The following is a 14,522-nucleotide window of genomic DNA, read 5'->3' as shown; positions in this document are numbered from 1 at the left end:
TCACAGGTCCGTTGCCAGACGGATGCCGGAGAACTGCCAGCGCGCGTCGGTGGGGAAGAAGTTGCGGTAGCTGATGCGATCATGGCCGGCGGGCGTCGCGCAGGAGCGCCCGCGCAGCACCATCTGGTTGATCATGAACTTGCCGTTGTATTCGCCGATCGCGCCGTCCTGCGCCCGGTAGCCGGGATAGGGGGAATAGGGGCTCATGGTCCATTCCCACACGTCCTGACGCATGCCGGGCCGCAGGCGCTCGGGATGCGGGCGGGGGCCGTCGGGCAGCGCATCCCCGGCGGGAAGGCACGCGGCGGCGAACTCCCATTCGAATTCGCTGGGCAACCGATGTCCCGCCCATTGCGCATAGGCGGCCGCCTCGAACCAGCTCACGTGGCAGACGGGCTCATTCGGATCGACCCTCTTGCGGCCATGCAGCGTGAACACCGACCAGCCGTCCTCGTCCCGGCGCCAGTAGGCTGGCGCCTCCCAGCCCAGCCGGTTGACGGTCGCCCAGCCCTCCGAAAGCCACAACTCATGGCGGCGATAGCCGCCATCCTCGATGAAGGCCATGAACTCGCCGTTGCTCACCGGACGGTCGGCGATGGCGACCTTGCGGATCAGCGCCTCGTGACGGGGGAGCTCGTTGTCGAAACAGAAAGGAAAAGCTTCATCGCCCTCGCGCCACCCGATTTCGTGTATCCCGGCCTCCAGTGGCTGCCAGTTGACCGGCGCCACGGGAGTGGTCGTCTCCGGGGCCCGCTCATGCTCGCAATAGACCGGATCAATCGGCGAGAGCGAAAAGGCGTGCTTGATGTCGGTGAGCAGAAGCTCCTGATGCTGCTGCTCATGATGCAGCCCCATGATGACGAGATCGGCGACATCGCGCTCGCGCACCTTGATGAGCGCGTGCATCGCGAGATCCACGTGGGCGCGATAATCGGTGACGGCCGCGACACCCGGCCGGCTCAGAAGACCGCGCGAGGGGCGCGGATGGCGCGGCCCGACAGCCTCGTAGTAGGAATTGAAGACGTAGCCGAAATCCTCGTCGAAAACCTGGTAGCCGGGGAGATTCGGCTTCAGAATGAAGGTCTCGAAGAACCAGGTCGTGTGCGCACGGTGCCATTTGGTGGGACTGGCATCCGGCATCGACTGGACCGTCTGGTCCTCAGCCGAAAGGGGCGCCGCCAGGGCCTCGGTATCGCCCCGCACGCGGGCGTAAAGCGTATCGAGCCGTCCGCGCCATTCCGCCTCCGCGCCCGTTCCGGCGTCTCGCGCAACGTTTCCGCCTGCGGGTTTTTCCTTCAGTTCGAGCATGGAACCCTCCCCTTCCTCGCCGGCCTTCCGCCGGACCGGAGCCACATTATGCCAGGATGCCGAAGGCGTCCTCACCCAGCCGGTTTCGACACCACGGACCGCACCTGTCGTTTCGCGATCCGGTCCACATCGACGTCCAGTACGTCAGACAGTACGTCAGGCCGGTTTGACAAGACTATGATGGCGAGGCGCCAAATCGCGTTCGCCCCCTTCCCAAACGCCGACGACGCAATTTGGATCCCTCAAGGGCGCACGGTCCGATACCGGACTTCGCACGGCGCCGGGCCGAAACGTGTCAGCAACCCGAAATTCTGCCAGCGCATCCTGTAGGCGCGATCCTGCAAAACGGCGGCCGGCGCTCCCGCGCGAATTTGGGAAACGGACCAGACCGGATCATCCTGAGTGTTCGCAATCGCGCGAACAAGTCGAATCGGCATCATCATCCGTGCGATTCCCAAGATTGAAGGAAGATCCCCAACGGATTATAACATTACGACTATTTACAGGGGACGATTGTCTTTCACGAAGCGATCCTCCAATCTGTACATTCTGACAGTCGCCCTGAAATAGCGGGCGAGAGTTGACCGATCCGGGAAACCCAGTAACGGCAGCAACGGGGATATCGGTGACGGCGGAACCCGAACCGTCGCTTCATTCCTGGGTATCGGTCGTGCTCGCACCTTGAATGCCATGGACATGCGATCCAATCGTCACGCGTGCTCCGGTCACAAAAGGGGTGCGGCCGCGCGGACATCTACGGACGCTCTACCGCGCCAACATTTGCGAGTATCATGGCAGGGCGGCGTGTACAGGGCGTCGCCACCACAATGCGAAGCCTGACGGCGAAGTCCGGCATGGGGCCGGCGCAACCGTGACATCGAAGGCGAATCCGATGGCCGATACGCTGTTTCTCGACGACTGGGACGCATTGACCCGCGAACGCGACACGCGTTTCTCGGCAACCCTCGACCGCGTCTTCGCCTATCACCCGTTCTACAAGGACCTTCTCACCCGTGCCCGGCTCAGACGGCGCGACATATCCGGCGTTGCCGATCTCGTCAAGCTGCCGGTGACGACCCACAAGGACTATCTCGCCAATCCCGCCGGCTTCGTGCTCGCCTGGCCGGAAGCGGCCTCGGCGGAAGAGAGCATCGTGTGGGATGTGATGCATACGATGCAGGCCTCCGGCCCTCCCGCGCCCTTCGTCTCCACGACCTACGACTTCCTCAACATCCTGGCGCTCAACCGCAACATGCTGCGGCTGCGCGGAACGCTTCAGAGCGACAGCATCCTCAATCTGTTCCCGCTGACGCGCCACCCGCACGGAGCCTTTGCCCGGGCGATGAATGCGGCGGCTGCCTACAACATTCCCGTTACCGCCGCGATGCCCGGCGCCTCCAACGCGCGGCAGCCCGATATCGGCAACCCGCTCGACGAGGTCGTGGCGATTGCGGCACGTTCGTGCGCAACGATCCTGTGGGGTGTGCCGTCCTACATCCGCAAGATGGTCGCACGGGCCGAGGAATTGGGCGTGATGCTGCCCCATGTGCGTCTGGTCTTCGTTTCCGGCGAGGGCTTCGCAGCGGCGGCGCGCAGCGATCTGATCGACCGGTTGAAGCGGCTGGGGGCGAAAGAACCGAAGATCAGCGTATCCTACGGAGCAAGCGAGATGCAGGGCGGCATGGTGGAATGCGCGCCCGGAACCGGGTTCCACAACCCCGCCCCCGACCAGTTCTGTTTCGAGGCGGTCGATCCCGACACCCACAAACCGGTGCCCGACGGCGAGGAGGGGCTGATCCTTCTCACGCATCTCGACCGGCGCGGAACCGTGATGCTGCGCTATGCGCTGGGGGATGTGGCGCGGCTGACGCGCGAGCGCTGCCCCCATTGCGGCGCCTTGACCGAGCGCATCATCGGAACACCGCGCCGTACCGGCGGTTTCGTCAAGATCCGCGGCCGGCTGATCGATCCGCAGGTACTCAGCGATGCGCTGGCGGGAGAAACGGCGGTCGCCGACTTCCAGGCGGTGGTTGAAAAGGAAGAAGAGGGCGACGTGCTCTCCCGCGACCGGCTGCGCATCAAGATCGCACCGGACGGGAAACCCGACGAGACGCTTTCCCGCCGGCTGGCGGAACGGGTGAAAACCGCGATCGGCATTCGCCCGGTGATCGAGTTGACGACGGCCGAGGACCCGATGCTCGCCGTACGCGGCTGGGCCATGTGGCCGCTGGTCGATCTCAGGAAAAAGAAGCGTCGCTAGAGGTGTGGCACCGCAACTGAGACGGGACCGGCCTCAATCGCGGCCATCGCGCAAGATGCATGTGCCCCTTTCCGGGCACATGCGCGTGCTCATTTCCGGACCGCCACGACTTTCTGGTAAAGCCCCCCGAAGAAGGTCTGCTTGGTCCAGGTGAAGCCATCCGCATCGCCGGCGAATTCTCTGATTTCGGAGGCGCAGAGCGATGGCGCCAGCGGTTCCAGATAGCGGAAGACGAACCACATGATCGGGCCCATCGGGTGAAACCAGCGCCACTGGTGGTAATCGACGAAAACCGCCTTTCCTCCCGGGCCTGTGGCGTCGAGAACGTTGTTGACGATCTTTGTCTTGTAGTCGTCAGGCACCTCATGAAGCAGAAAGAAACAGCAGACGCCGTCATACTTGCGGTCGAAGGGACGAGCCGAGTCGGCGTGGATCACGATCGCATTGGTGTGACCGGCGAGCTTCGCGCGGGCGCGGGCAACCTGGATCGGCGTGACGTCGCGAACTTCGAGCCGGCCCGCCGGCCCCACACGGCTGGCGAGTTCGGCACACAGGCGACCGTAGACATGGGCCGGCTGCAGGATGCTCTGGCCGGGCGAAAATTCATCCACCGCCGTCTTCACCAGCCTGTTCGCGTTGCCCCACAGGATCGCCTGAACGACGATCTGGCGATCAAGCAGCGGAACAAGACGCGGATTGATGTAGGCCCAGTCGTAGATCTCCCGCATGTAGTCGGGAACGGCGGGAGTGGATGCGGGAACGGATTCATCGGCGGACCGCCCAGCCGTATAGGGGGCATCTTCGCAGATTTCAGACATTTGGAGCATTCCTCTGGCAGAGCAGCCGGCGCGTTGATACGGCATGCGGGGTTCCGGCATTGCGGCGGCGTCGTTCTTCGCAGAACGCCACCTTCTCATCCCGCGCATTTTTCCGGCTCGCGCACGATAGCGATTTGCGGTCTTTCGTTGCGCGCACGGTGATTGTCCCCGACGCGCGCGCTGACGGCCAGAGATATATTGTCCCGTGCGCCAACACGTCCGACTTGTTTTCATCAAAGTGTGGCTCGGAAATGGTGGAGCGAAAAATCTCGCCTCGTTCCGCATCGATGGACGCTGGCACGAATCCAGGCCCGTTCTCAAGAACCGGGGCAGGAACGGAAGACAATCAATGCCGAGGCCGCGACCTGACCGGCCGGCCTGGGCCGGATGGCGAGATCGCGCGGTCTTGCTCTTTGGAAAGCTGGAAGCCGGCGCTCTGGACACGCGCCGCGGGCCATGTGGAAATATCGTCGATTTTGCGCGCGTTCTACGCCGCACGAGATCTTCGGTGACGACGAGTCGGGGCGCCGCCGACCGGCAGGCGCCCCGACGCTTTCACCACTGGTTATAGGGCAGGAACTTGCCGGACATGGTGACCTGAACGCGGTCGCCCTTGGGGTTCGCCACACGCTCCACCTTAAGGTCGAAGTCGATGGCGCTCATGATGCCGTCGCCGAATTCCTCGTGAATCAGCTCCTTGATCGTGTCCCCGTAGACATAGGTGATCTCGAAGAAGCGGTAGATCAGCGGGTCCTTGGATACGGTCTCCGCCTCCTGGCCCTTCTTGGGCGGAAGCTGCAGGGCGATCTCCACGTCCTTCGTGCGGTTGCCGAGCCCGAGAACGGCCGCGACCTTGGCCGCGGCTTCCTTCGGCAGCGTGTTCTGGCCGAGACAGGCGGAAACGACGAAGACGTCGGACATGCCGGCGGCCTCGGAGATTTCCTTCCAGGAAAGCCCCTTGGTGAACTTCGCGGCCATGACCAGCTCGGTCATTTCCAGCTTCGACATCAGCGGCGCCGGGCCGGCATCCGTGGCATTCAGACTGGTCACGTTCGACATGGTTCATTCTCCTCTTCAAGGTTCGCGGTCGCGTCAGGCAACGGCCTGGCGTGCGGGTTTCGGGGTGGTCTCGCTGTCGCTTGCGGCAAGCATCTTCCGGGCCATCATGTGCTGGCGCGGCGCGTTGACCGTATCGACGGCCAGCAACCGGTCGCCGGCGAAATAGGAAAGCGCGAAGCTGCCCTCCTCAGGCGATCCCTCGATCTCGGTGCGGTCGTAGCCCTGCGAAAGCCCCACGATCTGCAGCTTGACGTCGTACTGGTCGGACCAGAACCACGGCACAGGATCGTAGCAGACGTCCTCGCCCAGCATCGCGGCAGCCGCGGCTTTCGCCTGGTCGCAGGCGTTCTGCACACTTTCCAGCCGGATCATGCGGCCATAACGGGCGGAGGGGAAAACGGTGCAGTCGCCGACAGCGTGGATATCGGGCGCCGACGTACGGCAAGCCTCATCGACGACGATGCCGCGCGCGACCTTCAGCCCGGCGGCCTCCACCAGTTCGGTGACGGGCTCCGCCCCCACCGCGATCAGCACCAGCCCGGCGGGAACGGTCTCGCCAGAGGCAAGCACAACGCCGCCAGCCGCCGTATCGCCTGCAATGCGGGCAACGCCGGTCCCGAGTTGCAGCCGCACGCCATGGGCGCGGTGAAGCTCCTGAAGATAACCCGAGATTTCCGGCGCCACCGAGCGCTCCAGAATGCGGGAGCACGCCTCGATGACGGTGACGGTCTTGCCGAAGCCCGCCGCGACGGCGGCAAACTCCATGCCGATATAGCCGCCACCGACGATGGCGACATCCTCCACCGTCTCAAGCGCCTTTCGGATAGGGGCCACGTCGGCCATCGTGCGCAAGGTGAAGACGCCAGGAAGGTGAGCCCCTTCGATCGGCAGGTCGCGGGCCCGCGTCCCGGTGGCGATCAGCAGCTTCGAATAGGCAAGCCGCTCGCCGTCTTCCAGTTGCACCGCATGGGGCCCCGGATCGATCGATGCAACGTGCACCCCTTTTCGAAAATCGACGGCGGCGGTCTCGAACCAGGCAGGCGGGCGCAGGCAGAGCCGTTCCTCCTCCATCTCGCCCTTGAGATAGGCCTTGGAAAGCGGCGGGCGCTGGTAGGGGAAAAACGGCTCGTCCCCGATCAGGATCAGGCCGCCCTCATAGCCCTTCTGGCGCAACGTTTCCGCCGCCTTCTGCCCGGCCTGCCCGGCGCCCACGATGATGATCGGATCGCTCATTGTCCTGCCCTTTTGTCGTTGGCGGCCGGGACGGAACCGTCCCGGCCGGATGGTCGATGGGGATACCGTTCGCCGCTCTAGAACGGCAGCCCTTCCTCGATCGGCAGCGCCGGGTCGCGCGACCATTCATTCCACGAGCCGAAGTAGATCTTCACGTCCTTCACGCCCGCTTCTTTCAGCGCCAGATAGGTGTTGGAAGCCCGCGCCCCCTTGAAGCAGTAGAGATAGACCGGCGTGTCCGGCGTGATGCCGACGGTCGCGCATTCGGCCAGGATCTCGTTCTTGTTCTTGATCATCGGCCCTGACGCGGTCGGCTTCATCATCCGATACCACTCGATCCATTTCGCGCCGGGAATCCGGCCCTTGCGCGGGCAGAAATCCTTGCCGTAGGGCGAGGAGCTTTCCGCGATCCACTCGTCGATGTCGCGCACGTCGAGCTTGACGATGTCGTCCGTCCCGATCGCCGCCATCATGTCGGAAACGTCGAGCATCAACTCGGCGCCGGCTTCCGATACCGGAAAGGTCTTCGGCACGGGCGTTACCGCATCGGTGGAGATCGGCAGCCCCGCCGCCTCCCAGGCCTGATAGCCGCCATGCAGCACCTTCACCTTCGGGTAGCCCAGATACTGCAGCAGGAAGTAGCCGCGGCAGGACTGGCCGAAACCGGTCGCCATCGACTGTTCGTAGATGACTGCGGTCTCCTCGCCGGAAAGTCCGGCCGCGCCGAATTCCTCGGCGAACTTGTGACGAAGCTCCGCGATGCCGTCGGCGGACGAGGTCGCGAGGTAGGTGAAGATGTCGTGCATGTCGACGGCGCCGGGAATATGACCCGCCGCATAGGACTCCGGATTGCGCGTATCGATAATCACGCAAGGCTCGCCTTTCATCAGTTCGGCAAGCTCTTCAGGCGACAACAGGCTCTTGTCCGTCATGCTGCAGTCCTTTCCATGTCTGGTCCATGTCTGGTCCCTCTGGCAAAACGGCGGTGTCTGCCGGCGTCGTTCGTCGCGCCCGGTCAGGCCACGCCGGAACGGATCAGGCAGCGCCGAAATCGGCGAGCATCTTTCTGAGCTGCTTGGTGGCGGGCGTGACGATCGCCACGAAATAGGCCTCGCGCAGGCGCCGTTGCGCCGTGCCGCGCTTGACGTAACCGCGCGCGCCGCAATGGAGCATGGCGTTGTGGGCGGCCGCCACCGTCGCCTCGCCGGCGGCAAGCCGCGCCCTGATCACGCGGATGAAATAGTCCTGCGACGTGTCAAACGGCGTCTTGCAAAGCGCGTAGACCTCGTCTTCGAAGGCGGAGAGCTGCTGGCGGAAGTCGTCCGGCTGGTCCGGCAGGTGACAGTTCACATGCGAAAGCGACTGGCCGGACTGCTCCATCAGGTCGATGCAGTTGCGGATGAGACCGAAGGCCATGCCCGCCTGCAGCAGGATGAAGCCGGCGCGAATGCGCGGGATGTACTCGTCGATGGGGTCGGCCAGTATCATCTCGTCGGGAATGAAGGCCTTGCGGAACTGCACCGCGAAAGTCCGCGTGCCGTCGAGCGCGACGAACTCATCGCTGGCGACGATCTTCACGCCATCGGCCGCACAATCGGCAACCGCCATTACCATGCGCCCGTCTGGCAACGAGAAGATCACGCCGAAATAGTGGTCCTCGCCGAGGTTTGAGACCCACGGCAGGATGCCCGTGACGACATAGCCGCCCTCGACCCGCTCAGCCCTCAGGCGAAGCTTCTCGATGCCGAACAGCGTCTTCATCGGGTTGGAAAGTCCGGTGCCGCCCAGCGCCGCGCCGCTCAGCAACCTGGGGCCCAGCGTCGTCTTCAGCGTCTCGTTCCCGCTATTGGCGACATACCAGGCGAGCGCGTCCTGGCACCACACGCAAAAGCCGGTGGAAAGGCAATGCTCGCTCACCGCCGACATGGCCCTGATGGCGGTCTCAAGGTCGTACGATCCGTCACCGTTCATCGGGGCGTGATGGGCATAGGCACCGGCCTTGCCGAAGTCGCGCATCACGACTTCCGGATACACGCCGTCGAGGTCGATGTCGTGAACAATCGGCGCCAGATCGGTCCGCGAAATCCGCGCCACTTCCTCGATCATCGCACTGGGCATGGCGGCGGGACCTTCGAGTGCAAATGTCGCCGCTTCCGGCGTCCTGGTCTTCGTCTCTATCGTCATGGTCTCGTTTCCTTGTGATGGGGAGCCGCGGGAGGGGGCCCGCCCCCGCTCCCGCGGTCGATGGCAAGGGTAGATCAGGCAGCCGGATCAGGCGGCCCACTCAGGCCGACCGGGCAACCATGTTCACGGGGCGCGAGAAGGTGTTGAACACCGGCGACCACTGGCTGACATGCTTGATCAGCTCGTCGATCGTCTCCTGCGGCGCATCCGCGTCCATGTGGACGATGATGCGCACGTCGGTGAAGCCGACCGGCTTTTCGCTGACATCGCCCGTTCCCCACACGGCCGTGATGTTGAGGTCGCCCTCAAGCTCCAGCTCCAGCGAGTTGATGGTGATGCCGCGATGGATCGCGTTGGCGTGCAGGCCGACCGCGATGCAGGAACCGAGTGCGGCGAGCGAGGCTTCCGACGGGTTCGGCGCGGTGTCGTCGCCGAGCAGTCCCGGCGGCTCGTCGACGATGTAGGGATCGAGATCGCGGATGTAGTTGGCGTGGCGGAAGCGCCCTTCGGCGACCGTCTTGCACTTCAGCGTCTTGACGGCCTTGGGATCGGCCTTGCCCTTCTCGATCAGGTCATTGAGCCCGCCCTTGTCGATCGGGGCAAGGCAACCCGTGAGGGCCGTTGCAGGTTGGCTGGACATTTCACTCTCCTTGATTGAGTGCGTTGGACATCAAGCAGGCCCGGGATCAGTCGTCCCGGTGCCAGCTCAATCGGGAAATCGCCTGCTGGCAGGCGAAGTCGAGGACGAAGCCGATCACGCCGATGATGACGACGGTGGCGGCGAGACGGTCGTATTCCAGCGTGTCGCGGGCATCGTTGATGGCGTAGCCAAGGCCGGAGGTAACGCCGAGATATTCGGCCGGCACGAGCACGATCCAGGCGACGCCGAGCGCAAGGCGGATGCCGGTGAGGATGTCCTGCGAGATCGCCGGCAGGATGATGGTGAAGAGCATGTGCCAGGGCCGGGCGCCGAGATTGCGCGCCACCCGGAACCAGGCAGGATCGACCCGCTTCAGCCCCGCGGCGGTGGAAAACAGCACCGGCCACACGGCAGCGATCATGATCAGGAAGACGATTGCACCGTCCCACGTCGCAAAGGCCATCACCGCGATGGGCATCCAGGAAAGCGGCGAGATCATGCGCAGGAACTGAAACGGGATGTTGGTGATCTCGCGCATCACCGGCACCCGGCCGATCGCGATGCCGACCGGCACCCCGATGGCAACCGCAAGCGCCAGTCCCTCCATTACCCGGCCAAGGCTTGGCACCGTCATCGCCCAGGCCTCGCCCGAGGCGATCATCTCGACAAGCCGCGCCAGAGCCGGTTCCGGCGCGAAATCGGCAAAGGCCACCAGCGCGGGATCGTTCTCCACCAGGAGCCCGCCGATCCACCAGGCAACCAGCAGCAGCGCCATGCCGGCGACCGCGTAGCCGAGGCTTCTGAGCGCCTTCCACTGGCCGGCCCGGCGCTGCGCCGACACCTCGCCTTCCATGAACGCGTCAGCCACGAGGTCGGTGCTCACAGCTCAAGCACCTCCTCACGGGCAAACGGATCGCTTGCGTTGACCGAGGGGTCGTCCTTCCATTCCGGGTACTTGTCGAGCGCGTTCTTGACGAACTCGTAGTTGACGAGATCGTCCGCGACATGCTGCGGATCAAGCCCGTCGAGGAAGGTGCGGTCGCCGCCGACCACCGTCTTGTTCATCTCTTCCACGATGAGCCTGGTGGCGGAGGGATAGGGCCAGGGCTGGAAGTCGATGCGGCCGTTGCCCCATTCCGCACCGTGCTGGATGGCGCCGGTCTCGATGTATTCCTCGTCCTGGGTGTAGAGCGTCATCGCCCGCTCCACGACCGTGGCCGGCATCGGCAGGTAGCCCTCGCCGTCCTTCGACATCAGCCGCGCGACTTCAGCCTTGTTCTTCGAGGAATAGATCTGGGCCCGCACGACCGCGTTCATGACCTTCTGGGTCCACTCCTTCTTTTCGGTCGTCACCTGCTCATGCATGCAGATCACGCAGCAGGGATGGTTCTTCCAGATGTCGCCGGTGAAGCGCAGCATCTTCGCGCCGGCCTTCAGCTCGCCCATGGCGTTGAACGGCTCGGCGACGATGTAGGCGTCGATCTTTCCGACCGCGAGCGCGGCCGGCATTTCCGGCGGCGGCAGGATCTGGAGGTTGCATTCGTTGGCGGCGAGCGGCTCGGAGGCCGACTTGATCACGGGCGTGATGCCCGACTGCCTCAGCGCGTACTGCAGCACGATGTTGTGCATGGAGTACCAGAACGGCACGGCCACCTGCTTGCCGCCGAGCTGGCTGAAACTGGTGATGCCGGTCTTCCCGCCGACGACAAGGCCGGAGCCGTTGGTGTGCGCCCAGGCCATCAGCTTGACGGGGATCTTGTTGTTGTAGCGCATCCACACCGGGATGGGCTTGAGGAAGTGGACGAGATTGAACTTGCCCGCCACGAAGCCTTCGACGAGCGGCGACCAGCCGCGGATCAGCGTCGGCCGCTCGACCTTCAGCCCCTCGTCCTTGAAGTAGCCCATGCCGTGGGCAACCAGCAGCGCGGTAGCATCGGTGATCGGCAGGTAGCCGATGCGCACGACCTCGTCGTCCGCCGCAGCGAAGGCCGGCGAGCTCATCGCCCCGATCAGCGGCCCGAGAGCGGCCATCAGCCCGCCGGCTGCGAACATGTCGAGGGTCTGGCGACGGGTAAAATCGGTCGCGAAGTAGTCGTCGTCCCAGGCGCCGTTCCGGTCCTGATCCTTGTTGCGATCGCTCATCTCGGTTCCCTTTTCTCGGTCCTACGTCGAGGTGGAAGTCATCAGCGCGCCGCCGGGCGCGCGGCGTTCAGGCCATCGTCATCGGGCGTGGCGGACGGCCCGCCTGTCCCCGAGGACTCCAGTTCACGTCCGGCCGCGGTTTCGTAAGCCGCGGCAAGCCGGGCCCGCGCCTCGGCGTATTCGGGTGTTCTCAGGTCATCGCGATTTTCGAGATCGATCGGCACGACCTTGGAGATCCGGCCGGGGTTGGTGGCCAGCACCAGCGCGCGGTCGGCCATCACCACGGCTTCGGCCAGATCGTGCGTGACCAGCACCAGCGTGATGCCGAGATCCTTGGCTATGCGGCGCACGTCGCGCTGCAGCGTGCCACGGGTGAACGCGTCGAGCGCAGAGAAGGGCTCGTCCAGCATCAGGACTTCCGGCGAGGACGCCAGCGAGCGGGCCAGCGCCACGCGCTGCTGCTGGCCGCCGGAGAGATCCTGCACGTTGCGATCGGCATAGTCGGAGAGTTCCACGAGCCTGAGCATTTCCGGCACGCGCGTCGCGATCTCGCGCTTGCGGCCGGTGAACTTCAGCCCCAGTGCCACGTTCTGCGCCACGCTCATCCAGGGATAGAGCGAGGGCTGCTGGAACATCACCACCCACCTGGGCGACGGCTCGACGACGGAAAGCCCGTCGATGCGGACCGTGCCTTGCGTGGGAGGGACCAGACCCGCCATGATATGCAGAAGCGTGGACTTGCCGCAGCCCGAGCGCCCCACCAGCGCCAGCGCCTCGCCAGGGTTCACCTCGAAACTGATATCGCAGACCGCCGGCTGGCCGGCCCGGCGATAGCGATGGGTGATCCCCTCCACCGCCAGATGCGCTCCCCTCATCGCCAACCTCCCGCAACATCGCCCCCGAAAGAGGAGGCAGGAAACAAACCGTTCTGTTTCCAATAAAGCAGGAGACGTGCCAAAGTCGGAAAATGCGCCTATCTCATTGAATTCGTTTCACGGCCGCATTTCCCAGCCTGTTTTGCCCGAAACTGCCGCTGCGCAAAGGAGTGCCGGACGCCTAGGGAAAACGCCTATTTTGTGGACGTGCGTACTTGAAGTGCACCGGGAGCCCGACTCCCGACAGAAGGGCAAAATGAAGGGGACAGGAGCGCCTGCGGCGCACATGTTGCGCTGGATTCCGGATCAGCGCTCGGCTTCGCCTCACTTGTCCGGAATGAGGGAGTTTATGGGTAGCTTCAAGCCCACCACCCCCTCCCTCATTTCGGGCGGTCTGCGGCGCAGCCGCATGGCCAGACCCGAAATCCAGCGCAACAAGCGCGCCGCAGGCGCTCTACATCCCTTCTTCTCTCTCCCCTCCCCCATTGCCCGCCCGCACGAACTGCGCTACGCACGGAAAACAGATCGTTCCGTACACCCATATGGAACAGTAAGGAGGTCCGCATGCCTTCCCTCAACGGCTCCGCCGCCCCGTCCACGGGCCCGCATCACGCGATAGCCACCGAAACCAGCGCCGCGCGTGAACGCCTTCTGCTTGCCGCCTCCGATCTGTTCTGCCGCCAGGGCATCAACGCCACCGGGGTGGATGCCATCGTCGCCGCGGCCGGAACGGCAAAGACCACCCTCTACAAGGCCTTCGGCTCCAAGGAAGGGCTGATCGAGGCGGTGCTGGAACATGAGGGCCGCGCCTGGCGCGACTGGTTCATCGGACAGGTCGATGCGCTGCCAGGCGATGCGTCTGCCAAGCTTGTCCATCTTTTCGACGTGCTGAAGAAGTGGTTCGCGGAGGAGCATTTCTATGGCTGCCCCTTCATCAACGCGGTCGGCGAATGCGACAAGGACGACGACCGCATGCGCACCATCGCGCTGAAGCACAAGGGGCTGGTCATGGAGAAGATCCGCGAGCTCGCCCGTGCCGCCCGCCCCGACGACCCCGAAGGTCTCGCCCACGAAATGGCTCTGCTGATCGACGGCGCGATCGTCTCCGCCCTGATCACCCGCGATCCGAACGTCGCCGATCACGCCCGCAACGCCGCCCAGCGCGTTCTGACACGCGGCTAAGGCAGGTCACGGCACAAGCCGCGTCCCGCCCACGCGCTGTGCGGCGCCCCGGTCCCTCCCCGACGTTCTTTTATCAAACGCCGCATTGACCAATGCCTTCTGCCTTGCGATGAGTGCGGCGGCTCGAAAACGCTGACGCCTGCCTATATTCTCAGGCAGAGCAAAAGACGAAGGACAGCGCATGCCCGAATTCCGGCCCACGGAAAGAGATTGCCTCGTGGTGATCGACCTGCAGAACGACTTCGTACCGGGCGGCGCGCTGGCCGTGCCCGACGGCGATGCGATCGTGCCGGTTGTCGACCGGCTGCTCGACCGGTTCGCCCACGTCATTGCCTCGCAGGACTGGCACCCGGCCGGCCATTTCTCCTTCGCTTCCGCGCAAGCCGGTGCGGCCGCCTATGACACGATCGAGGCCGCTTACGGCCCGCAGACCGTGTGGCCCGACCATTGCGTGCAGGGAACGAAAGGCGCGCAGTTCCACCCCGGCTTCCGGGCCCATCGCGCCGAACTCATCCTGCGCAAGGGATATCGCGCGGATATCGATTCCTATTCCGCCTTCACCGAGAACGACCGCACAACGCCGACCGGCCTTGCCGGATATCTGCGCGAACGCGGCTTCAAGCGTGTTTTCTTCTGCGGCCTTGCCACCGACTTCTGCGTGCGCTGGTCTGTGGAGGACGCCCTGAAAGAGGGCTTCGACGCCGTGCTGATCGAGGACGCCTGCCGGGCGATCGATCTGAACGGCTCCCTGAACGCGGCGCTGGCCGCGATGGACGACGCGGGTGCTGCCCGCATCGTCTCCAACGCAATCGCGGCATGAG

At 64.5% G+C, this 14,522-nt stretch carries 12 protein-coding genes and 1 pseudogene; 3 read left to right on the top strand and 10 right to left on the bottom strand.

Features of this window, described 5'->3' with window-relative positions:
- On the bottom strand, nt 1–1,308 hold the full coding sequence (egtB, locus tag C8N35_RS23890; protein WP_170122130.1) for an ergothioneine biosynthesis protein EgtB: 1,308 nt from the start codon (nt 1,306–1,308) through the stop codon (nt 1–3).
- Nucleotides 1,309–2,200: 892 nt separating this feature from the next.
- Here egtB and C8N35_RS16280 point away from each other — a divergent pair.
- Complete coding sequence (locus tag C8N35_RS16280) at nt 2,201–3,568, top strand: phenylacetate--CoA ligase family protein (protein ID WP_170122129.1); 1,368 nt, start codon at nt 2,201–2,203, stop codon at nt 3,566–3,568.
- An 89-nt stretch (nt 3,569–3,657) separates the two neighbouring features.
- Here C8N35_RS16280 and rquA read toward each other — a convergent pair whose 3' ends face one another.
- The 9 genes and pseudogenes from rquA to C8N35_RS24530 form a co-directional block, all read right to left on the bottom strand.
- Nucleotides 3,658–4,386, bottom strand: a complete 729-nt coding sequence (rquA, locus tag C8N35_RS16275; protein WP_210203557.1) for a rhodoquinone biosynthesis methyltransferase RquA — start codon at nt 4,384–4,386, stop codon at nt 3,658–3,660.
- A 555-nt stretch (nt 4,387–4,941) separates the two neighbouring features.
- The gene (gene cynS, locus C8N35_RS16270; RefSeq protein ID WP_245926822.1) at nt 4,942–5,445 is read right to left on the bottom strand and encodes a cyanase; all 504 of its coding nucleotides are present in this window, start codon (nt 5,443–5,445) and stop codon (nt 4,942–4,944) included.
- 33 nt (nt 5,446–5,478) lie between these two features.
- Nucleotides 5,479–6,678, bottom strand: a complete 1,200-nt coding sequence (locus tag C8N35_RS16265; RefSeq protein ID WP_107990765.1) for an NAD(P)/FAD-dependent oxidoreductase — start codon at nt 6,676–6,678, stop codon at nt 5,479–5,481.
- A gap of 77 nt (nt 6,679–6,755) precedes the next feature.
- A complete protein-coding gene (locus tag C8N35_RS16260) occupies nt 6,756–7,610 on the bottom strand; it encodes a sulfurtransferase (RefSeq protein ID WP_107990764.1) in 855 nt (284 codons plus the stop codon).
- A gap of 103 nt (nt 7,611–7,713) precedes the next feature.
- Nucleotides 7,714–8,862, bottom strand: a complete 1,149-nt coding sequence (locus C8N35_RS16255) for an acyl-CoA dehydrogenase family protein (RefSeq protein WP_107990763.1) — start codon at nt 8,860–8,862, stop codon at nt 7,714–7,716.
- Between the two features lie 100 nt (nt 8,863–8,962).
- Nucleotides 8,963–9,502, bottom strand: coding sequence for an OsmC family protein (locus C8N35_RS16250; protein ID WP_107990762.1), 540 nt, complete (start codon nt 9,500–9,502; stop codon nt 8,963–8,965).
- Nucleotides 9,503–9,548: 46 nt separating this feature from the next.
- The gene (locus C8N35_RS16245; RefSeq protein WP_428977117.1) at nt 9,549–10,385 is read right to left on the bottom strand and encodes an ABC transporter permease; all 837 of its coding nucleotides are present in this window, start codon (nt 10,383–10,385) and stop codon (nt 9,549–9,551) included.
- On the bottom strand, nt 10,382–11,644 hold the full coding sequence (locus tag C8N35_RS16240) for an ABC transporter substrate-binding protein (protein WP_107990761.1): 1,263 nt from the start codon (nt 11,642–11,644) through the stop codon (nt 10,382–10,384). The genes C8N35_RS16245 and C8N35_RS16240 overlap by 4 nt, the downstream gene beginning before the upstream one ends.
- 379 nt (nt 11,645–12,023) lie before the next feature.
- Nucleotides 12,024–12,519: pseudogene (locus tag C8N35_RS24530) on the bottom strand (ABC transporter ATP-binding protein); the annotation flags it as partial.
- Nucleotides 12,520–13,083: 564 nt separating this feature from the next.
- Here C8N35_RS24530 and C8N35_RS16230 point away from each other — a divergent pair.
- Nucleotides 13,084–13,701 carry a TetR/AcrR family transcriptional regulator gene (locus C8N35_RS16230; protein ID WP_107990759.1) on the top strand — a complete coding sequence of 206 codons (618 nt, stop codon included), beginning with the start codon at nt 13,084–13,086 and terminating at the stop codon, nt 13,699–13,701.
- Between the two features lie 181 nt (nt 13,702–13,882).
- Nucleotides 13,883–14,521: a bifunctional nicotinamidase/pyrazinamidase gene (pncA, locus tag C8N35_RS16225; RefSeq protein WP_107990758.1), complete on the top strand. Its 639-nt coding sequence runs from the start codon at nt 13,883–13,885 to the stop codon at nt 14,519–14,521.
- The last annotated feature ends 1 nt before the right edge of the window (nt 14,522 follow it).

This window comes from Breoghania corrubedonensis, assembly GCF_003053845.1.
Classification (GTDB): Bacteria; Pseudomonadota; Alphaproteobacteria; order Rhizobiales; family Stappiaceae; genus Breoghania; species Breoghania corrubedonensis.
Note: the sequence above shows the minus strand (reverse complement) of the source record. Positions and strands in the feature narration are given on the sequence as shown.